The organism is Mesonia aquimarina (genome assembly GCF_003667275.1).
Classification (GTDB): domain Bacteria; phylum Bacteroidota; class Bacteroidia; order Flavobacteriales; family Flavobacteriaceae; genus Mesonia; species Mesonia aquimarina.
In genome coordinates this window covers 554,111-575,593 of record NZ_RCNV01000001.1, presented here as the reverse complement: position 1 = coordinate 575,593, position 21,483 = coordinate 554,111, and the positions used below count along the sequence as shown (strand labels likewise).

Genomic DNA, 21,483 nt, shown 5'->3' with positions numbered 1-21,483 from the left:
TTTTCGGCTTGTTATTTTTGTTTCATTAGAATATTAATTCAGTACCTATGAAATTTTTATTTGTATTTTTCTTGATTCCCATGTTTGTTTTAGGACAAACCAATTTTGAAGAGGGTAAAAAATCTTTTGAAAAAAGAGATTTAGATCAAGCAAAAGAATATTTCCTAGCGGTTGAAGAATCTTCAGAAAATAAAGAAAAAGCAAAAGAGTATATTGCAGATATCGCTGTTTTGGAAAAAGATTGGGATACAGCCCTGTCTATTTATGAAAACTTACTTGAGAAAAAGCCTGAAAATGCAAACCTTAATTTTAAATATGGTGGAACGTTAGGGCTTAAAGCTAAGGTGATTAGTAAATTTGAGGCGGCTTTTTATATTTCAGATATAAAAAAACACATTAAAAAAGCAGCAAAATTAGATGAAAGTCATTTAGAATCTCGTTGGGCCTTAGTACAATTATACATTCAATTACCGGGATTTTTAGGCGGAAGCTTTGATACTGCAGATAATTATGCAGATCAGATTTTAGCAATAGATTCTTTAAATGGAAACTTTGCAAAAGCCTTTGTAGCCGAAGCTGAAGAAAATACCGCACTAGCAAAGCAATATTACTTAAAAGCTATTCAGTTTACCAATCCAGAAAATTGCAAAGAAAAACTAGAAAAATTTCCGATGCATAAAATTGTAGAATTAGCGGGAAAAGAAATTAGCGGTTGTGTGAATTTTAATAGAAATCAGCTAAATTACCTTACCGCAAAAGCCTCTGCAGAATATAATGTACAAAACGAGCGCGGACTTTTATATTTGCAGCGTTATATTGATGACTTTTCCTCTATAGACGGTGTGCCGCTGCACGTGGCATATTTCAGAAAAGCACAATTATACAGAAATTTAAACAATAAAAATCAAGCAAAAAATTGGATAGAAAAATCGCTAGCAATTGAAGATGATTTTAAAAAAGCACAAGAAGAAAAAGCTTTAATTTTAGCGATGTAATCTATTTCTTATAAAAAAACACCTATGAAAATTCATTTTATAGCCATTGGCGGAAGCGCGATGCATAACCTAGCTTTGGCATTAAATAAAAAAGGAGATCAAGTAAGCGGAAGCGACGATAGTATTTTTGAACCTTCAAAAACTAGATTAGAGAAAGCCGATTTATTACCTGAAGAAGAAGGCTGGTTTCCGGAAAAAATAACCAAAGATTTAGATGCTATAATTTTGGGAATGCACGCAAAAGAAGATAATCCCGAATTAAAAAAAGCCAAAGAGTTAGGAATAAAAATTTATTCTTATCCAGAATTTTTATACGAACATAGCAAAGAAAAAACCCGGGTTGTAATTAGTGGTTCGCACGGAAAAACTACTATTACAGCAATGATTTTGCACGTGCTTCATTATTTTGATAAGCCTACAGATTTTATGGTTGGCGCACAGTTAGAAGGTTTTGATACCATGGTTCATTTAACAGATGAGAACGATTTTATGCTACTTGAAGGGGATGAATATTTATCTTCAGCAATAGACCGCAGACCAAAATTTCATTTATATAAACCAAACATTGCTTTAATAAGTGGAATTGCCTGGGATCATATTAACGTTTTTCCAAATTTTAAGAACTATGTAGATCAGTTTAAAATTTTTACCGAAGAAATGGTTAACGGAAGTATTTTGGTATATAACGAAGAAGATCCGTTAGTAAAGGAAATTGCCGAAAGTGCCACAAAACCGACAAGAAAACATGCTTATAAAACTCCAAACTATACTATAAAAGATGGCGATACTTATATTGAAACACCGGAAGGAGAAATGCCGGTAGAGATTTTTGGAGAACATAATTTAAATAATCTAGCCGGAGCAAAATGGGTTTGTCAGCATATGGGAGTAGATGAAGCCGATTTTTATGAAGCTATTGCTACTTTTAAAGGAGCTGCAAAACGATTAGAAAAAATAGCCGAAAAACGTGGCACGGTAGTTTTTAAAGATTATGCCCATAGCCCGTCTAAGGTAAAAGCAACAACAACTGCTGTAAAAAATCAGTTTACAGATAAAGAGCGAATTGTAGCATGTTTAGAATTGCATACTTACAGTAGTTTAACGAAAGAATTCTTGGCGCAATATAAAAACACCTTAGATGCAGCAGATGAAGCTATTGTGTTTTATTCACCAGAAGCGGTTCAATTAAAGCAATTGGAAACACTTTCTCCAGAAGAAATTCAAGAAGCCTTTCAGCATAAAAATTTAAAAGTATATGTAAATTCAGAATTATTTCAAGCATATTTAAAAGAAGATACTTTTAGAAATGCTGTAGTTCTTTTTATGAGTAGTGGTAATTATGGAGGTTTAGATTTTGATAAGGTAAAAGATTGGCTCTAGTAAAATTAGGTTCGCCTAAAAATTATTACCTTTAAAAAAATCACTTTCATGAAAGAACAGGAAAGTTCTTTTTCTATAAAAAAATGGGCGGAAGGCGACCGCCCAAGAGAAAAATTATTGCATAAAGGCGAGATTTCTTTAAGCGATGCAGAATTAATTGCAATTTTAATTGGTTCGGGTAATAAAGAAGAAAGTGCGGTGCAATTAGCACAAAAAATTCTTCAACAATCCAATAATAAATTAAACGATTTAGGAAAATGTTCGGTTAAGCAACTGCTAAAGTTTAAAGGTATTGGTGAAGCAAAAGCAATTTCTATTGTTGCTGCTATGGAGTTAGGAAGGAGAAGAAGGGGAGAAGAAGCCGCTATAAAAAAGAAGATTACTTCTAGCGCATCAGTTTACGAAGTTATGCAGCCTATTTTAGGTGATTTACCACACGAGGAATTTTGGATTTTATACCTAAATAATTCTAACAAAATTTTACAAAAATCACAATTAAGTAAAGGCGGAATAACCGGTACACTGGTTGATGTACGTTTGGCTTTTAAGAATGCCCTAGAAATTGGTGCCACTTCTCTAATTTTAGCTCACAATCATCCTTCAGGAACACTAAAGCCAAGTGCGGCTGATAAACAGCTTACTTATAAACTAAAACAAGCCGGAGAAAGTTTAGATATTAAAGTGCTTGATCATTTAATTGTTACGCAAAAATCCTATTTTAGCTTTGCCGATGAGGCTATTTTATAAGTGCTATAACCATGCTGTTAATTTATACCAAGACCTTAACTCCAAGAATTAATTATACATTTAAGCATGTGTGTACCCATATTTTAGGAATCGATATAAAATTCACATCAAAGATCGAAGAGTTTGTTGCACACGAAGGCATGAAGCTTTCTTACGGAAAGCAAAAATTAGGAAATGAATTATTTGTACAACAAACAGAATTATTATTAGAGCAAGGTTTTTCAGATACAGAATTAAAATTATTTCCTTGGGAAAATACAGTTGGTTTTTTTAAAGTTTCAGATCAAAGTGATTTACCTTTTGATATTTTTTCGGCATCATTTTATTTATTAAGTCGATACGAAGAATATTTACCACACGTAAAAGATGAAAAAGGAAGATATCCTTCTTCAGAAAGTTTTTTGGTGAAAGAGGAAATAATAGATCAGCCGTTAGTTGACTTATGGGCATTTAAATTTTTAGAGATTTTAAAAGAACGTTTTCCTAATTTAGAGCACAAAATAAAACCATTTCAAAACAAAAATATTTTAGCGGTAGCTGAAGTTTTTAAGTATAAGAAAAAGGGGATTGTGAGAAGTGTAGGAGCGAGCTTAAGAGATTTTTTTCGGTTAAATTTTTCTGATTTTATAGAACGTTTAAAAGTTTTGACTTTTTTAAAAAGAGATCCTTATGACGTGTATGATGATATTATTGCTTTTTCTAAGCAAGAAAATTTGCGTTGGAGTTTTATGTTTCAGCTTAGTAATTATTCTATTTATAATAAAAACATCAGCTATCATAAAGTGAAATATCATGCATTAATAAAATCTATGGCAGATTATGGTCCCATTGGTTTACTTCCTGGATATGAAGCGATAAGTAGCTTAAAGGTTTTAAAAAGAGAAAAGAAACGTTGGGAAGCTATCGTGAATAGACCATTGAAAAATACTTTAGTAAACGATTACGATATAAATTTACCTAATTTGTATAATAACTTTGATAAGCTAGAAATTGCTAGAGATTTTTCTATGAGTTATGCCGATGTTATTGGTTTTAGAGCCGGTACATGTACGCCATTTTTATTTTACGATATTAATTTTGAACGTATTTCTCCTTTGGTTATAGAGCCGATAGCTTTTAATAGTCAAGTGTTGGAGAAATTATCTTATTTTGAGGTTAAAAAAACCTTAGAAACTATTCAGGAAAAGGTAAAAAAGGTTGGCGGCGATTTGGTGCTCATATTTAAAAATTCGGATTTTGAAGATGAGCAAGACAAAGAAAAATTTTTAGAACTTGTATACAAATTGCACGAACATGAATAATGTTACCGATATTTTTTTTGATTTAGATCATACCCTTTGGGATTTTGAGCGAAACTCTGCTTTAGCTTTTCAAGAAGTTTTCAATAAAAATAAGCTTACTATTAATTTAGATGATTTTTTAGAAGTATATATTCCTAAAAATCATGCGTATTGGAAACTTTTTAGAGAAGATAAAATAACGAAAGAAGAATTGCGTTACCGAAGATTAATGGAGGTTTTTGAAGATATAGGGTTTAAAATAACAAAAGAAAAAGTAAATCAACTATCAGAAGATTATATTGTATTTTTACCAAAAAATAATTATTTATTTGATTATGCGATTCCTACCTTGGATTATCTATTTAAAAAATATAGGTTGCATATCATCACAAATGGTTTTGAAGAGGTACAGCACATTAAATTAAAAAATGCTGCTATAGATAACTATTTTACCACGATAACAACTTCAGAAGATGCTGGTGTTAAAAAACCACATCCACTTATTTTTGAAAGAGCGGTAAAGAAAGCAGAAACCTGTCATACAAAAAGTTTAATGATTGGTGATAATTTAGAGGCAGATGTTTTAGGAGCAGAAAAATTTGGAATGAAAGCAATTCATTTTGCAAGTATATCGCAACCAACCACAGAAAGATTAAGTGTTAATTCATTAAAACAACTATCAGAAATATTATAACCCGATTTAGTGATATGAAAAAAATTATCGTATTATTTTTAATTCTATTTGTTAGTTTTCAAAGCAATGCCCAACGAACAGAAGTTTTAGATAATTATAAATATGTAGTTGTTCCTTTGGATTACGATTTTTTAGGAAACGAAGAGAATAAATTTCTATTAAATTCTCTAACCAAGCATTTATTAAATCAAATAAACTTTAAAACATACATAGAGAGTGATCCTGTACTTTCAAATTTAAGTGTAGATCGCTGTTTGGGTCTTTACGCAGATGTAACGGGAACTCCGACGGGCTTATTTCAAATGAATACAAAAGCAAAGTTGCTTTTAAAAGATTGCGAAGGTAATGTTGTGTTTCAATCAGAAGAGGGTTCTAGTAAGTTAAAAGATTATGAAGCGGCTTATAAAGATGCGCTTCGAAGTGCATTTGAGTCTTTTGGCGCATATTATCATCACTATAATGGGAAACAGGGTTTTTATGAAGAATATAATGATTCTATTAATAAAAATTTAGAAGAAAAAAATGAGCTGGATAAAGCTACTTATTTTACATTTTTAAGAGGAAATACTTCTTATGCTCTAAAAAAAATTGAAGCGGGTTATTTGCTCACTGAAAAGGAAAGCGGTACACGTGTAGGTCATTTGCACTACACAAAATCGGAAAATATTTTATATAACTCAGATAAAATAAACGGGACAGTTTCTTTTAATGAATCCGGAAATTTAATCGTAGAATATTTTGATAAAGAGACCGAGCAATTAAAACAAATCACCTTTAAAAGAAAAATGGAGGATTAAATTCACTCAATATCTTTTACACATCTAAAGCCTAAATGTTCCTGACCACTATCTATCGCAGTAGAAAACCTAGCATTTGGTCTGTAATTTGAGCAATAATCTAGACTACATAAAAAAGAACCTCCTTTAATGACTTTTTTTACAGTATAAGGTTCATTGGGGTCAAAACTGGATTTTGGTCCTGTTGGATTTTGACAAATAGCAAAATTTTTATTCTGATACATTTTAAACGTATCGGGTCTGTACCAATCACTTGTCCATTCCCAAACATTCCCAATTAAATCATATACGCCAAAGTAATTGGCAGGAAAACTTGCTACAGGTGCAGATTTTTCAAATTCATCTTCTTGAGTATTTTGATAAGGAAAATTTCCTTGAAAAAAATTGGCTAAATATTTTCCTGAAGGAGTTAATTCATCTCCCCAAGCAAAAGCACTGTTGTTATTTCCTCCTTGGGCAACATATTCCCATTCGGCTTCAGTAGGAAGGCGCTTTCCAGCCCAATCTGCATAAGCTTTAGCGTCTTCATAGGCAATGTGAACTACCGGTAAATTTTCTTTATCTTCAATAGTAGAGCCTGGTCCCTGTGGATGTTTCCAATTAGCACCAATTACCCACGACCACCATTGCGAAATATCTTCTAACGGCACTTCTTTTTCTGGAGGTGTAAAAACTAACGATCCCGGTTTAAAAACAGAATCGTGTGGCTTTGGTGTTCCGGGTGGAAGTTGTGTTTTTAGTTCATTCCAATCTATTTCTCGTTCTGCAATAGTTTTATAACCAGTAGCTTCAACAAATTCCTGATACTGCTTATTGGTAACTTCAGTTTTATCTATATAAAAATCATTGACTTCGGTCAATATTGCAGGCGATTCGTAATTAGGCGCGGCAGGATCATTAGTGCCTAGATGAAATCTTCCTCCATTTATTTTAACCATTCCTTTAGGTGCAGGACTTAATTTTTTTTGTGCTGTTTTTTTTGAATAATTTTCTGTTATTTTCTTCTTTTCATTATCACATTGGGTGAAGATTAGAAGTAAAAAAGGGAGGAGAAGTATGATTCTTTTCATTTCAAGGTGGTTTCTGAGAATATAGTGATTGAAAAATTCAACTTTATCAGTAATTAAAAATAATAATTTAAATGTTAAGACAAGAATTATTTTTTATAACGTTTTAAATTTTTTAGAACAAGAAAATCCAAAGAGATACTTTCTTTCAAATTTTTTAGGCGATATTTTTCTGTAAACTTTATTTAACAAGCTTTTTAGAAAATAAACTTTTACCACATTGTTTTTTTAACGATATTAAAACCGAGACCAAATATCCATTTTTTAAACATTACTTTTATGAATATTCAGAAAGTCCTTGTAGCCAATCGAGGAGAGATCGCCATTAGAATTTTTAGAGCTTGTACCGAAATAGGTTTGCGAACTGTCGGGATTTATACGTTTGAAGATCGCTATTCTCTACACCGTTATAAAGCAGATGAAGCTTATCAAATAGGCGAAGACAACGACCCTTTGAAACCTTATTTAGATATTGATAAGATTATTAATGTGGCTAAAGAAAATGGTATAGATGCTATTCATCCCGGTTACGGATTTTTATCTGAAAACGCCAAATTTGCGCAAGCTTGTGCTGATAACGGAATCACTTTTATTGGTCCAAAAGTTTCTGTATTAAAATCATTAGGAGATAAAGTTACCGCTAAAGAAGTAGCTATTCAAAATAATGTTCCTGTAATTCAGAGTAATAAAGAGGAGTTAACTTCTGTTGAAATTGCTGTAGAAGAAGCTAAAATAATTGGTTATCCAATTATGCTGAAGGCAGCTTCTGGAGGAGGAGGCCGTGGAATGCGTGTTTTAAGAAATGAGCAGGAGTTAAAAAAAGCATTTCCAGAGTCCAAAAGGGAAGCCGCAAATGCATTTGGTGACGATACGTTATTCATCGAGAAATTTGTTGAAAACCCAAAGCATATAGAAGTTCAAATATTAGCCGATAATCATGGAAATATGGTTCATCTTTTTGAACGTGATTGTTCGGTGCAACGGCGGTATCAAAAGGTGATAGAAATCGCGCCTTCTATTGGTTTAGATGAAGAAGTAAAAAATAAACTTTACGATTACGCTACATCAATCTGTCAAGCAGTAGATTATAATAATGCAGGAACAGTAGAATTTTTGGTTGATGAAGACGGAAGTATTTATTTTATTGAAGTAAATCCGCGCGTTCAAGTAGAACACACCGTAACAGAGGTAGTTACAGGAATCGACATCGTGAAAGCACAAATTTTTATAGCCGGCGGTTATAAACTTTCTGATGAACAAATAAAAATTGCAAGTCAAGAAAAACTTTCAACTAATGGGTATGCGGTGCAATGTAGAATTACTACAGAAGATCCTAAAAATGATTTTAAACCGGATTATGGAACCATAACGACTTACCGAAGTGCAAGTGGTTTCGGAATTCGTTTAGATGCAGGCAGCGTTTATCAAGGCGTAACTATTTCGCCATTTTTTGATTCTATGCTTACCAAATTAACTGCAAATAGCCGGACGTTAGATGGCGCTTGTAGAAAAATGCGTCGTGCCTTGGCAGAATTTAGAGTGCGTGGGGTGAAAACAAATATGGCCTTTCTAGATAATATTTTAAAAGATCAAACTTTTAGAAATGGAGAGGTTACCGTAAACTACATAAAAAACACGCCAGAATTATTTAAAATTACCGAACCTAGAAATAGAGCCACCAAAATGGTTAATTTTTTAGGTGATATTATTGTAAATGGAAATCAAGATGTAAAATTTACCGATCCCTCAAAAAAGTTGATTACTCCAACTGTACCTAGCTTTAATAAAGACGGGAATTATACAAAAGGAACAAAAGATAGATTGACTGAACTAGGACCAGAAGGTTTTGCAAAATGGTTAAGTAGTGAACAGAAAATTCATTTTACTGATACCACCATGCGCGATGGACACCAAAGTTTACTGGCAACCAGAATGCGAACAAGCGATATGCTTAAAGTAGCAGAAGGTTATGCGAAAAATCATCCGGAAATTTTTAGCATGGAAGTTTGGGGCGGTGCAACTTTTGATGTTTGTATGCGATTTTTAAAAGAAAATCCGTGGGAGCGTTTGCAATTGTTGAGAAAAGCAATGCCAAATATTTTATTACAAATGCTTATTAGAGGTTCTAACGGAGTTGGTTATACAGCATACCCGGATAATTTAATTGAAAAATTTGTACAGGAATCTTGGGAAAACGGAGTTGATATTTTTAGAATTTTTGATTCGCAAAACTGGATGAAATCAATCGCACCTTGTATTGAGCACGTTCGTACAAAAACCGATGGTTTAGCAGAGGGAGCTATGTGTTATACAGGTGATATTTTAGATCCTAAGCGAACAAAATATTCGCTCGATTATTATTTACAATTAGCAAAAGATATTGAAAATGCCGGAGCGCATATTTTAGCGATAAAAGATATGGCTGGTTTACTAAAACCTTATGCTGCTTCAGAATTAGTTTCAGCTCTTAAAAGCGAAATAAATATTCCTATCCATTTGCATACACATGATACTTCTTCAATTCAATCAGCAACATATATAAAAGCAATTGAAGCCGGTGTAGATGTGGTAGATGTTGCTTTAGCAGGTCTATCTGGTTTAACTTCTCAGCCAAATTTTAATTCGTTGGCAGAATCTATGCGATATCACGAACGTGAAAATAAAATGGATATTAAAAAATTAAATGAATATTCTACTTATTGGAGTGATGTTCGTGAATATTACTATCCATTTGAATCGGGCTTAAAAGCTGGTACAGGAGAAGTTTACCGTCACGAAATTCCAGGAGGTCAATATTCTAATTTAGTGCCGCAAGCCGAAGCTTTAGGCTTAAAAGATCGATTTACTGAAATTACAGATATGTATGCGCAAGTAAATGAGTTGTTTGGCGATGTCATTAAAGTTACGCCAAGTAGTAAAGTGGTGGGCGATATGGCGCAATATTTAGTCAGCAATAATTTATCGATTGAAGATTTTCTGGAAAAAGGAGCATCGCTTTCTTTTCCAGAATCGGTTAAGAGCTTCTTCAAAGGAGATTTAGGTCAGCCGGTTGGAGGTTTTCCTAAAGAAATACAGAAAATTATTTTGCGAGATGAAAAGCCGTATACTGATCGACCAAATGCGCATTTAGAACCGGTAGATTTTGATAAAGAATTTAAACAATTTAAAGATAAATTTGGTGACGGAATGGATCGGGAATTGTATGAAAGTGATTTTCTTTCTTATAAATTATATCCAAGAGTTTTTGAAGATTTATATGACCACTACGTGAAGTACGGAAAGGTAATGAATATTCCTACCAAAAATTTCTTTTATGGAATGGAGCCGGAAGAAGAAATTATTGTAGAGTTAGACCGCGGAAAAACATTACTAATTACTTTAGTTTCTGTAAGTGAAGCTAACGAAGAGGGAAAAGTAACCGTATTTTTTAAAGTAAACGGACAAACAAGAAATGTAGAAATACAAGATAATTCTATAAAAGTTGAAAAAGTAGTTCATCAAAAAGTAGATAAAAATAATTCGAAACACGTTGGCGCGCCACTGCAAGGTTCCCTTTCTTCAATTTTAGTAAAAGAAGGCGATCCTGTGAAAAACAATCAGCCGCTTTTTGTTATTGAAGCGATGAAAATGGGAACCACAATTACCGCTAACGAAAACGGAACTGTGAAAAAAGTTTACCTTACTGAAGGAACTATGGTGAAAAGTGATGACTTGGTTGTAGAGTTAAAGTAGTTTTTATATCAAAATTTTCTAAAAAGTTAATTTTCCTCATTCTAAATTTAGTTTAGAATAAGGTCTCTTTTCTTGGTTCTAAAAGCGAAGCGGTCTTGATTCTTTACTGGATAACAATGATTTTTAATTATATGTTTAAACACAAACATCCATATCCGCCGTTCATTCCAAAAAATGCTAATAAATTAATTGTAGGGACGCTTCCGCCACCACGTTTTACTATTGGGGAGTTTAAAGAAGATGATGTTGATTTTTGCTATGGAAGCAGAGATGGACAATTATGGAAAATATTAGATCAAATTTTCAAACTTAATCTGCATTTTGAAAATACAACAGAAGCAGTAGAGGAACGTAAAAATTTTCTTATAAATCACCATATAGGAATTTGTTATATGGTAGAATACGCTTGGCGTGAAAAAATTGATGCTTCAGATTTGGGGATGAAAGATGTCAAATTAAGAAATATGCTTCAAATTTTAAAAGAAAATCCTAGCATTGAAACCTTACTTTTTACAGGGGGAAATAGTAAAAATGGACCTGAGTATTTTTTCAGAAAACATATTAAACATTCAGATGTTAAGTTAAAAAGAATTAGTAATGATGTACCTCGAGAGCATCAATTTGTTTTAAATGGAAGAGCAATAACCACTATTTCTTTAACAGCACCTTCAGGAGCAGCTAATAGAGCGGTAGGAAGTATGGAACTTTATAAAAAACTAAAGCAAAAAAGACCTAATATGAATACGTTAGATTTTAGAGTTTTACAATATCAGGAGTTTTTCAAAAAATAAAAGCCTCGATAATTTTATCGAAGCTTTTATAGGTTGAAACTTTATATTCAAGTTTTTATTTTTTACTCATTTCAGAAGCTTCTTTCATTCCTTCTTCAATCATACTATAAAATTGATCTAATTTTGGTAAAACTACAATTCTTGTTCTTCTATTAGCAGCTTTTCCTTCACTTGTGTTGTTAGAGTCAACAGGAATGTACTCGCTACGTCCGGCAGCTGTCATTCTTGCAGGATCTACATTAAAATCATTTTGTAAAATACGTACAATTGCAGTGGCACGTTTAACACTTAAATCCCAGTTGTCTTGTATACAAGAATTACTGATTGGGTCTGTATCGGTGTGCCCTTCAACCATAAATTCAAAATCTTTCTTGTCTTTTACAACTTTAGCAACTTTTCCTAGCACTTCTTTTGCACGATTAGAAACTTGATAGCTTCCGCTTCTAAATAAAAGTTTATCAGAAATTGATACAAAAACAACTCCTTTTTCAACATTTATTTGAATATCTTCATCATTAATATTTCCGAGTGCACCTTTTAGGCTCGTTACCAATGCAAGCGTTACCGAATCTTTTTTATTGATAGCATCACGCATTGTTTTTATTTGTAGATCTTTCTCCTTAATGCTTTCTAAAGAGCGTTCTAAATTTTCTGCACCTTTTTTAGATAAAGTTGCTAAATCACCTTGACTGTTTAATAAAGCAGCATTGGTGTTTTTCAAAGTGCTTACTTGATCTTGTAAACTTTCGTATTTTGTTGTGGCAACTTTTTTCTCATCTAAACAAGTATTTAACTTGACAGTTGCAGTATTTAAGCGGTCTTGTGTCTCTTTTTGTTTTTCTTCAAGTTCTGCGTATTTCTTTTGAGAAACGCAAGATGATAATAAAATCATTGCGCTAGCAGTAAATAAAAAGACTCTTTTCATGATCAGTTTAATTTAATTATAATTAAGATTCAAAGCTATTAAAATTGGAGCTTAGTAAGCTATTATTAACAATTATTTAGCTAAACTTAGTTGTTCTATAAATCACTATATTTTTTGTTTTTGAAAATATAATATCGAACTACAATAGAAGTCAACGAAGCATAATGGCGCATCGTATAAATTGTTTTTCTTTTTTTTAAAGTTTTAGAAAAATTACGGTAAAAACTGGCATGAGCTCTTAAAATTGCCCAAAAGTGTTTTGGTTTTCCTTCTAGTAAAAACTTTAACCCGGCTAAACCATCTAAAATCATTCGGAAAATAATAATGTAAAAAAGTTGAGGTTTGGGGACATTTTTTAAAAGATTATAAAGTGAATTCCTAAAGTTAAAAAAAGTCTTTTGTGGATTCATAACAGCTAATGTTGCGCCGCCTAGGTGAAACACTTTACTTTTAGAAAGAAATATTGCGCGATAGCCAGCGTGATGTGCTCGCCAACAAAGATCTATTTCTTCTTGATGAGCAAAATAATCTTCATCGAGTTGACCAATTTCAAAAAACACAGATTTTCTAATGGCTAAACAAGCTCCACTTGCCCAGAATATTGGGTGATCATCATTATATTGTCCTTGGTCTTTTTCTAGTGTTTCAAAAATTCTTCCACGACAAAAAGGATAACCAAACTTATCTATAAATCCGCCTGCTGCTCCCGCATATTCAAAAAAATTAGGATTTTTATAGTCTAAAATTTTAGGCTGAATAATAGCAGTATTTTTATTTTTTTTAAAGTGCTCTTCAATTGGGTTTAACCAGTTTTTGGTAACTTCTACATCGCTGTTTAATAATATAAAAATATCTTCTTCAACTTTTTGTAAAGCATCATTATATCCTTTCGCGTACCCGCCGTTAACTTTATTTTGAATAATCTTTACGGAAGGAAAGTTTTTTTGTACAAAAGAAACAGAATTATCTGTAGAGGCATTATCGGCAACGTACACGCTAGCATTTTCTGAATAGAAAACAACCGATGGTAGAAACTTTTCGAGTAAAGCTTTACCATTCCAATTTAAAATGACTACTGCAATTTTCACAATCTACAAATTAAATAGAATATGATGGAATATCTGCTAAAAACTGATATTTTTCTTCCCTATAATTCATTTTACAATAATAATGTTGTAATCCATTAGAAACCATTAAAAAATCAGCTTTTAAGCTTAGATTATATCGTGCAATTTGATCAAAAGTATCTTGCGTAATTTTTACTGATGGCGCTTTGCATTCTACAACGAGATGAATTTTTCCGTCAGGTTTGTAGGCTAAAATATCATATCGTTTATTCATTCCGTTTACCTTTACCTGTTTTTCAGCATTTAAAAGTTGTTTTGGTATTTTTTTTTGATCTAATAAATAATGAATTAAATGTTGACGCACCCATTCTTCTGGCGTGAGGTAAATGAATTTTTTACGTAAAACATCAAAAATAGCGGTTTTATTTTCGCTATTTTTGAACCGAAATGAATACGAAGGAAGATTGAGTTTTACCATTGCATTTTAAATACTCAAAGTTAGATTTTTTATGGATGAAGTAAAAAAAATTATTGGTGATATTAAAAAAAAGGAATTCAAACCCATTTATTTTTTAATGGGAGAAGAGCCTTATTATATAGATAATATTGCCGATTATATTGAACAGCATGTGCTTACTGAAGAAGAGAAAGGCTTCAATCAAAGCGTATTATATGGTCGAGATGTAAGTGTTGAAGATATAAAAGCCAATGCAAAGCGTTTTCCTATGATGGCAGATTATCAAGTTTTAATTGTAAAAGAAGCACAAGACCTTTCTAGAACAATTGAAAAGCTTGTAGATTATGTTAAAAATCCACAGACAACAACCATATTAGTATTTTGCTACAAGTATAAAAAGTTAGATAAAAGAAAGACTTTATATAAAGAGCTAAAAAAAACGGGTGTTATTTTTGAAAGTAAAAAGCTTTATGATAATCAAGTGCCAGATTGGATTAAGCGAAATTTACAAAGCAAAGGTTATACAATATCACCTAAAGCTGCACATTTGTTGGTTGAGTTTTTAGGAGCAGATTTAGGAAAAATTAATAATGAATTAGAAAAACTACAATTAATTTTACCAAAGGAAACACAAATTACCCCTGCAATTATTGAAGAAAATATAGGTATCAGTAAAGACTTTAATAATTTTGAATTGCAAAAAGCCTTAGGCGCAAAAGAATTTCAGAAGGCATACCGAATTATTAATTATTTTGCTCAAAATCCAAAGGACAATAGTATTTTGGCAACACTTCCGATTTTATTTCGTTATTTTTCGTTGGTATTGCAATACCATGGACTACGCGATAAAAGTCCAAAAGCTGTTGCGAGTGCATTAAAAGTAAACCCTTATTTTGTAAATGATTATACTACAGCCGCAAAAAATTATCCGATGAAAAAAGTTAGCTCCATTATAGAAGTGCTACGTGATATAGATTCAAAAGCAAAAGGAATAGGTGCTAACGCGCTACCACAAGCCGATTTATTAAAAGAATTATTAGTTAAAGTTTCTGCATAACAAATGAATTTAAAATTAAAAACCTGGATAGAAGCCGCTAGGTTAAGAACATTACCGCTGTCAATCTCTGGTATTTTAGTGGGTACAGCATTAGCTGTAGAATATAATTTTTTTGATTGGAGTATTTTCATTTTAGCACTTTGTACAACCTTAGGTTTGCAAGTCCTTTCTAATTTTGCAAATGATTATGGAGATGGCGTAAAAGGAACCGATAACGAAGAAAGAGTAGGGCCAATGCGAGCTTTACAGAGCGGAATCATTTCTGACAAGGAAATGAAAAAAGCAATGATTATAACGGCAAGTATTACTCTTGTCCTTGCACTATTGTTGATTTATCAAGCTTTTGGAATTGATAATTTTGCTTATAGTTTATTTTTTTTATTAGCTGGTATCGCTTCTATCGTGGCTGCAATAAAATATACCGTCGGAAAATCTGCTTATGGTTATAGAGGGTTGGGAGATGTTTTTGTATTTATTTTTTTTGGCTTATTAAGTGTTTGTGGAACTTTTTTCTTATTTACAAACTATCTTGAAATAATTGTTTTCCTACCGGCAATATGTGTCGGTTTATTAAGTTCTGCTGTTCTTAATCTAAACAATATGCGCGATCGGAAAAGTGATGAACGTGCAGGAAAAATCACTTTAGTTGTTAAATTAGGAGGTAAAAAAGCCAAGATCTATCATTTAGCTTTAGTTGTTATTCCATTATTTTGTATGCTGTTTTTTATTCTTTTAAAAAAAGACTATAGGCTATTTTTAAGTTTAATAGCATTTATTCCTTTGTTTATTCATTTACGTAAAGTATTAAAAATAAAAATTCCGGACCAATTAGATCCGGAATTAAAAAAGGTTGCTTTAAGCACATTTTTGTTTTCTGTTTTGCTTTTAATTAGTGTTTTTATATAGTAAGAAATTACTCATTAAAACTAACATTTTTTCCAGCTTTAACAGATTGTGCATTAATTGCGTTGTTATTTTCATCAACTAAAAATACAGCAACACCGAATCTACTTGGGTCAAAGGTGTTCCCATTATCTGTATGAGAATAACGTGACAAATTAAATGTGCCAATATTTCTATTAAGAGTTTCGAAAGCAGAAATATTTTCAATGTTATCGCCTAAAAGGTTTTCAGTTAAGCTAGCTTCTAAAACATGGTTATGGACAAAATCCGGTATAGGGTTTCCTTGCTGATACCATTTGCTACCTTCTGAGTTATTGTAATAATTGGTTTGTTCGTAAGCTAAACCATCTTGATAAAGATAAACAGCTAATTTATATGAACTCGGCAAAGATTCTTCTGAAATTAATTCAACATTAACTTTTAACTGGTCATTATATAACTTCGTATTAATAGCAATAGCATTATTTATCTCAGCACCTGCCATTGAAGCAATATAATCTACTGCATTAGGAATTTGACTATCTTGAATAACGTTAATATTATCTGTTCTATTAGCACGAAGTTTAGGTAAACTGCTTCCTACATCAAAAGAATTTCTAAGGACTTCTTCTTGTTCAAACTCCATTTCATCATTATTATGAACAGCTAGAGTCACAACATCTTCTGTTACTTTTTCAACTTCTTCAATAACTAATAAAACACGAGGACACCAACCACACCAACCTCCAGTGTAATCTTCTAGGGCAACTTTTCTTTTTGCCGTATAAATTTCAAAAGTTGTTATTGCTGTTGTGGTTCCCTGATGTTGAGCAACTACAGAGTAAGTTCCTGATTGTTCGCTAGAAAATTCATTTCCGTTAATAGGATTATCATTAACTATAAATGCACTTTCATCTGTAATTTCTGTTCCATCAGTATCAAAAGCTTTGAATAAAACTGTTTGCCCTTTCATCGCTACTTTTAGATTAACAGAAACATATTTGCCATCAACAACATCAAGCTGTATAGTGTTACTGGTTATGTCTTCTATAGTAGCATAAATTTCATAAGTTCCAGCTTCTTGAAGCTCATAACTATTTCCTGAAATGGCTTCTTCATTAATAAAGAATGTAGCGGCTTCACTTATATTTTCTCCGGTTACATCATTGGTTAAGTTAAAGCTTACTAGTTCTTCTAAGCCTACAGTACTTTTTTCAGTAAGATTTGTGTTTAGTGTAACAAAACTTAGGTTTTCTGTATCTACATTTACACTATAGTCATATTCTGAACTACAAGCAAACATAACTAATATAAAAAGTGATAAGCTATATTTTAATATTTTCGACATAAAGTTAAGTTTTATAAACCACTAAAAGCGGATCAAATTTGATACCGCTTTTAATGAATTCAAATAAAAAGTTATAATAGTTTACTTTTTTATGATTTTTGCTGTAGCTGTATTTCCTGATTGATTATTGAATCGAACAAGGTAAACACCTGCATTAAGCATAGAAATATTTATTGATTGATTTCCGTTCTGTAATGATTTTTCGAAAACTTTTTTTCCGTTTAAATCATAAATAGAAGCAAAAATATTTTCACTTGTTTGAAGTCTAATTTCTTCTGAAGCAATAGTATTTTCAATATCAACTCCCATTTGAGCTAATTCTTCTGTTGAAGTACTTAGATTAGCGTCGTATACATAATTAATAGTAATAGCATTACCAACTTGATTTCCAGAATTGTCTATTTGATAAATTTTAAATTTGTACTCAATATAATTGTTAGAGTTATCTAAATTCAAGAAATAAGTACCAATACCGTCGGTTGTTTCATTAGGTTCTATATTATAACCTCCCATTTCAGGAACCACCGTACCTACATTAATAAATGTAGGACATTCTCCTAAGCAAAATTTGACATTTTTTCCATCAGTACCCGAAAAAGAAATAACTTCTCCTTTAACTCTTATAATTTGAGAAGAATTGTTTTGAATGTGCAAACTTAACTTGGCAGTACCAATATCCGTTGTGCCGAAAGTAAAAGTTTGATTATCTTGAATAACATTATCATCTTTATCTAATATCACTAATTGTGCACTCATGCTAATAGTAATAAATAAACAGATAATACTCGATATAATCTTTTTCATATAACTTTTTTTGTTATTAATTAATAATTAATTTTTGACTTGAAGTTTTATTATTAGAATTAATTTTAGTGATATAAACACCATTCGATAATTCATTAATATTTAATTTATTATCACCGACTTTTAAATCAATGGATTTAACAACTAATCTTCCGGTTAAATCATAAACTTCAATAGTTCCTGCTTGTTGCATTGTTATATTTACAAATCCATTATTAGCAGGGTTAGGATAGATTTTAAATGTACTATCAGATATAAAATCTTCTGTTCCTAATGTAGTGTCAGCATTTGCCGCTTGCATAATTGTTTTAGAAGGCATATGTTGTATAAATACAACTACATTTAAATCAGTATAATCTTCAATAAAAGTATTGGATAAATCGGCTGTCAAAGTCGTTTGATAAGAAGTTCCTGATGTGAAATCTATCGTGGTGCCTTCTGCGTTAGGAATCATTTTCATCATAACATCTACAAATTCATTTTCTCCATTTCCTCCTACATTAGGAGGTAAAACATTTCCGACAGTTTCATTCTCTTTTACTGCTGCAAAAATGGTAAATTCACCATTTAAGTATGGAAGTATATCTAAATCTAAAGAAACCTCATTGTTTTCGATTGTAGCATTTGCAGAAGTAATTTCAAAATAAGCATTTCTATTTAAAGCTGCATCTACAGTATTGCCAAGATTTGTGCTTGTGTTTCCAGGAGCAAAAATATCAAAAATATTACCTCCTTCTACTAAACTAGGAACTCCGCTTAAACCATAATAGCTAAATCTTGTTCCAGCAGCTTCAATGTAATAGGGATCTCCAGCTGCTCCACCTTGACTTGAATAATCTGGGAAATCCATATGATAAGCGATATAAACATAATCTCCATTTCGTTGCTGATGAAAATTATTAAAAACCTGATTGTTAAATGATGCACAGGGTCCGCAAGTTGCGCTTGTAAAACGTTCTAATATTGGTGTGTTCCTTGTTTAAAGGAGTTAGACGCTATTAATGATGTTTATGTGGATTGGCAAGAAGAGACAGGTATAGAGTTATATGCAGTTTCTGTAGATGATGCTAGAACCGTTAAAAGAGTTAGACCATTAATTAGTGGGAAAGGCTGGGAATACACTATTTTATTAGATACAAATAATGATTTTAAGCGTGCATTAGGTGCCTCATCAGTTCCACTAACATTGTTAGTGAAAAATAATAAAATTGTCTACAGGCATTCTGGTTATTCTCCCGGAGCTGAAGATGAATTGTATGAGAAAATAAAAGAATACGCTAACTAAGAGAATATCAAGTAGATGAAATTTTATAAAATTTTATATGTGCTGATTTTCATCAGCGTAACAAGTAATGCACAAGAATTAGGAAACTTTTCAGGTGGCTTTGAATCTAATTCGCAATGGTTGCAAGACGATTCAGAATTAGGAGTTTTAGCCCCCGATGATCAATTCCGTTCTAATAATTATTTTCTTTTAAATTACGAAGTCGGTAAATTTACTGCCGGAATTCAATATGAAGCTTATTTACCAACTCCACTTTTAGGTTACGATCCGGTTTTAGAAGGAAATGGAGTTGCTAATTACTACTTGAATTTTGAACACGAATCTTTAGATATTACTGCAGGATATTTTTATGAGCAATTCGGTAATGGTCTTATTTTAAGATCTTGGGAAGATCGGCAATTAGGAGTTAATACAGCACTAAAAGGGGCTCGAGTAAAGTTTTCTCCAACAGATTTTTGGGATTTAACTGCTGTTTATGGAGAACAACGTGTAGGTTTTGAAACTTCAGATGGAGTAGTGCAAGGATTAGATACTAATATTGATGTAGGACAATTATTAGATGTAGATAATTTATTTTTAGATTTAGGCGGGAGTTATGTAGGACGTTATCAAGACAATATGGGAAATGCAAAAGTTCCTACTACTGTAAATGCTTATTCGGGTAGAGTAGATTTATTTTATAAAACCTTCTATGCTAATTTTGAAGCTGTTCATAAAGAACCTGATGTATTAGTAAATGAAGGGCAAATCACCAATAATGCCAATGTCTATAAAGGAAATGCTTTATTGCTTACTTTGGGGTATGCACAAAGTGGCTTAGGTATCAATGGTACGGTAAGAAGAATGGAAAACTTTAGTTTTTATTCAGATCGTTTAGCTGAAGGAAATCAGTTTAACCAGCAACGTATAAACTTTGTTCCTGCATTAACAAAACAACACGATTATTTACTTTCAAATATTTATGTATATAATCCACAATCAAGGTTATTAATTTTAGACTTTCAGCAACAAGCCGGTGAAATGGGCGGACAGTTTGATATTTACTATACCTTGGAAAAAGGTACGGCTCTAGGCGGAAAATATGGAACAAAATTATCAGGAAATTTTGCATACTGGGGTGGTTTAGATGCTGAGTTTGATGTTGAAACCGATAGTTACTCTTCAGAATTTATAGGTTCTGGAGGAGACCGCTATTTTAGAGAGGCAACATTGGAAATTAAAAAGAGATGGACAAAAGAATTGAGTGCAATTTATTATTATACTAATTCAATTATAGATAAAGGAATTACCGATGGTAGTCCGCTTGGATTTACAGATATTAAGTCAAACGTTGCGGTAGCTGAGCATACTTATCGTTTAGGTGGCGGAAAATCTGCTCGTTTAGAATTACAGCATTTATGGACAAAACAAGATCGAAAAAACTGGGCAGCAGCTGTTGCCGAATATAATTTTTCTTCAAGTTTTGGTCTTTACGTTGCCGACTCTTGGAATTATGGCGGTGAGGGAAAAATACATTATTATAATGTAGGCGGAAGTTATACCGAAGGCAGAACACGTGTAGCTTTAAATTATGGAAGACAGCGTGGTGGTTTAATCTGTGTTGGAGGTGTTTGCCGTTTTGTTCCTGAAAATACTGGGCTTACATTAAATATTACCACAACTTTTTAAAGTAAAATTGTTTTTTTAGCGAAGCCTTAATGCCAGTCGGTTTTAAGGCTTTTTTTGTGTATGTACAAATTTTTCGCTAATTCCTTTTCTTATTTTTCCATTTTGTAAACTTAATAGTTTTCCGTTTTGTGTTACTCTTAAGGTGAAATCTGTTGGTTTATGGATATTACCACAACTGTCATAATATTCAACCCAATACTCATATTTACCGGTAGGTGCTGTGCCTTCTTTCCAGTAAATATTTTCATTAGGACCATCGGGGCAATCTCCACAAAGGCAATCTACATCTACTTTTCCGCCTTCATAACTTGGGTTTGCAAAATACATCATTACACCATTAGGTGTTTTTACATACAAATCTAAATCGGCTCCATCACTTCTATCAAATTCTAAGTTAAAGCGAGGGTTTCCTTCGTTTCCAATTAGATCAACTTCAGTTTCATCGCTTTGGTCGCAAGAAAATAAACTCATCATTACATTTATGCAGATGATAATTTTCATAAAATG

The 21,483-nt window shown here is 32.2% G+C and carries 19 protein-coding genes and 1 pseudogene; 12 read left to right on the top strand and 8 right to left on the bottom strand.

Features of this window, described 5'->3' with window-relative positions; all coding sequences use genetic code 11:
• Positions 1–47: 47 nt before the first annotated feature.
• Genes D9R05_RS02845 through D9R05_RS02820 form a run of 6 tightly spaced genes read left to right on the top strand, consistent with a single transcriptional unit; the run spans position 48 to position 5,893 of the window.
• Positions 48–995, top strand: coding sequence for a tetratricopeptide repeat protein (locus tag D9R05_RS02845; protein ID WP_121665690.1), 948 nt, complete (start codon positions 48–50; stop codon positions 993–995).
• 24 nt (positions 996–1,019) lie between these two features.
• The gene (locus D9R05_RS02840; protein ID WP_121665689.1) at positions 1,020–2,375 is read left to right on the top strand and encodes a UDP-N-acetylmuramate--L-alanine ligase; all 1,356 of its coding nucleotides are present in this window, start codon (positions 1,020–1,022) and stop codon (positions 2,373–2,375) included.
• Between the two features lie 48 nt (positions 2,376–2,423).
• A complete protein-coding gene (gene radC, locus D9R05_RS02835; RefSeq protein WP_121665688.1) occupies positions 2,424–3,122 on the top strand; it encodes a RadC family protein in 699 nt (232 codons plus the stop codon).
• An 11-nt stretch (positions 3,123–3,133) separates the two neighbouring features.
• On the top strand, positions 3,134–4,423 hold the full coding sequence (locus tag D9R05_RS02830) for a polysaccharide deacetylase family protein (protein ID WP_121665687.1): 1,290 nt from the start codon (positions 3,134–3,136) through the stop codon (positions 4,421–4,423).
• Positions 4,416–5,096, top strand: a complete 681-nt coding sequence (locus tag D9R05_RS02825) for a YjjG family noncanonical pyrimidine nucleotidase (protein ID WP_121665686.1) — start codon at positions 4,416–4,418, stop codon at positions 5,094–5,096. Before D9R05_RS02830 ends, D9R05_RS02825 begins: the two co-directional genes overlap by 8 nt.
• A gap of 14 nt (positions 5,097–5,110) precedes the next feature.
• Entirely contained in the window at positions 5,111–5,893 is a 783-nt protein-coding gene (locus tag D9R05_RS02820) for a hypothetical protein (RefSeq protein ID WP_121665685.1), read from the top strand.
• Between the two features lie 2 nt (positions 5,894–5,895).
• On the opposite strand, the gene D9R05_RS02815 is transcribed toward D9R05_RS02820, so the two are convergent.
• Positions 5,896–6,963: a formylglycine-generating enzyme family protein gene (locus tag D9R05_RS02815; RefSeq protein ID WP_121665684.1), complete on the bottom strand. Its 1,068-nt coding sequence runs from the start codon at positions 6,961–6,963 to the stop codon at positions 5,896–5,898.
• 276 nt (positions 6,964–7,239) lie between these two features.
• Between D9R05_RS02815 and D9R05_RS02810 the strand changes: the two genes are divergently transcribed.
• Positions 7,240–10,692, top strand: coding sequence for a pyruvate carboxylase (locus D9R05_RS02810; protein ID WP_121665683.1), 3,453 nt, complete (start codon positions 7,240–7,242; stop codon positions 10,690–10,692).
• 131 nt (positions 10,693–10,823) lie between these two features.
• Positions 10,824–11,483, top strand: a complete 660-nt coding sequence (locus tag D9R05_RS02805; RefSeq protein WP_121665836.1) for a uracil-DNA glycosylase family protein — start codon at positions 10,824–10,826, stop codon at positions 11,481–11,483.
• A gap of 55 nt (positions 11,484–11,538) precedes the next feature.
• Here the strand turns inward: D9R05_RS02805 and D9R05_RS02800 are convergent, their stop codons facing one another.
• The 3 genes from D9R05_RS02800 to D9R05_RS02790 form a co-directional block, all read right to left on the bottom strand.
• Positions 11,539–12,408 (bottom strand): OmpA/MotB family protein, encoded by an 870-nt coding sequence (locus tag D9R05_RS02800; RefSeq protein ID WP_121665682.1) that lies wholly within the window; start codon positions 12,406–12,408, stop codon positions 11,539–11,541.
• 95 nt (positions 12,409–12,503) lie between these two features.
• Positions 12,504–13,496: a glycosyltransferase family 2 protein gene (locus tag D9R05_RS02795; RefSeq protein WP_121665681.1), complete on the bottom strand. Its 993-nt coding sequence runs from the start codon at positions 13,494–13,496 to the stop codon at positions 12,504–12,506.
• Between the two features lie 10 nt (positions 13,497–13,506).
• Complete coding sequence (locus D9R05_RS02790) at positions 13,507–13,953, bottom strand: type I restriction enzyme HsdR N-terminal domain-containing protein (protein ID WP_121665680.1); 447 nt, start codon at positions 13,951–13,953, stop codon at positions 13,507–13,509.
• Between the two features lie 31 nt (positions 13,954–13,984).
• Between D9R05_RS02790 and holA the strand changes: the two genes are divergently transcribed.
• The gene (holA, locus tag D9R05_RS02785) at positions 13,985–14,989 is read left to right on the top strand and encodes a DNA polymerase III subunit delta (protein ID WP_121665679.1); all 1,005 of its coding nucleotides are present in this window, start codon (positions 13,985–13,987) and stop codon (positions 14,987–14,989) included.
• 3 nt (positions 14,990–14,992) lie between these two features.
• On the top strand, positions 14,993–15,895 hold the full coding sequence (gene menA / locus D9R05_RS02780; protein WP_121665678.1) for a 1,4-dihydroxy-2-naphthoate octaprenyltransferase: 903 nt from the start codon (positions 14,993–14,995) through the stop codon (positions 15,893–15,895).
• A gap of 7 nt (positions 15,896–15,902) precedes the next feature.
• Here menA and D9R05_RS02775 read toward each other — a convergent pair whose 3' ends face one another.
• From D9R05_RS02775 to D9R05_RS02765, 3 genes are all read right to left on the bottom strand, one after another.
• Positions 15,903–17,219, bottom strand: a complete 1,317-nt coding sequence (locus tag D9R05_RS02775) for an Omp28-related outer membrane protein (protein ID WP_121665677.1) — start codon at positions 17,217–17,219, stop codon at positions 15,903–15,905.
• 81 nt (positions 17,220–17,300) lie between these two features.
• Complete coding sequence (locus D9R05_RS02770; protein ID WP_121665676.1) at positions 17,301–18,023, bottom strand: T9SS type A sorting domain-containing protein; 723 nt, start codon at positions 18,021–18,023, stop codon at positions 17,301–17,303.
• Positions 18,024–18,039: 16 nt separating this feature from the next.
• Complete coding sequence (locus tag D9R05_RS02765; protein WP_121665675.1) at positions 18,040–18,873, bottom strand: T9SS type A sorting domain-containing protein; 834 nt, start codon at positions 18,871–18,873, stop codon at positions 18,040–18,042.
• Positions 18,874–18,999: 126 nt separating this feature from the next.
• Between D9R05_RS02765 and D9R05_RS02760 the strand changes: the two are divergent.
• Positions 19,000–19,308 (top strand): annotated as a pseudogene (locus D9R05_RS02760) (TlpA family protein disulfide reductase); the annotation flags it as partial.
• 15 nt (positions 19,309–19,323) lie between these two features.
• A complete protein-coding gene (locus D9R05_RS02755) occupies positions 19,324–20,976 on the top strand; it encodes a DUF6029 family protein (RefSeq protein ID WP_121665673.1) in 1,653 nt (550 codons plus the stop codon).
• A gap of 42 nt (positions 20,977–21,018) precedes the next feature.
• On the opposite strand, the gene D9R05_RS02750 is transcribed toward D9R05_RS02755, so the two are convergent.
• Positions 21,019–21,477, bottom strand: coding sequence for a hypothetical protein (locus D9R05_RS02750; protein ID WP_121665672.1), 459 nt, complete (start codon positions 21,475–21,477; stop codon positions 21,019–21,021).
• Positions 21,478–21,483: the final 6 nt, after the last annotated feature.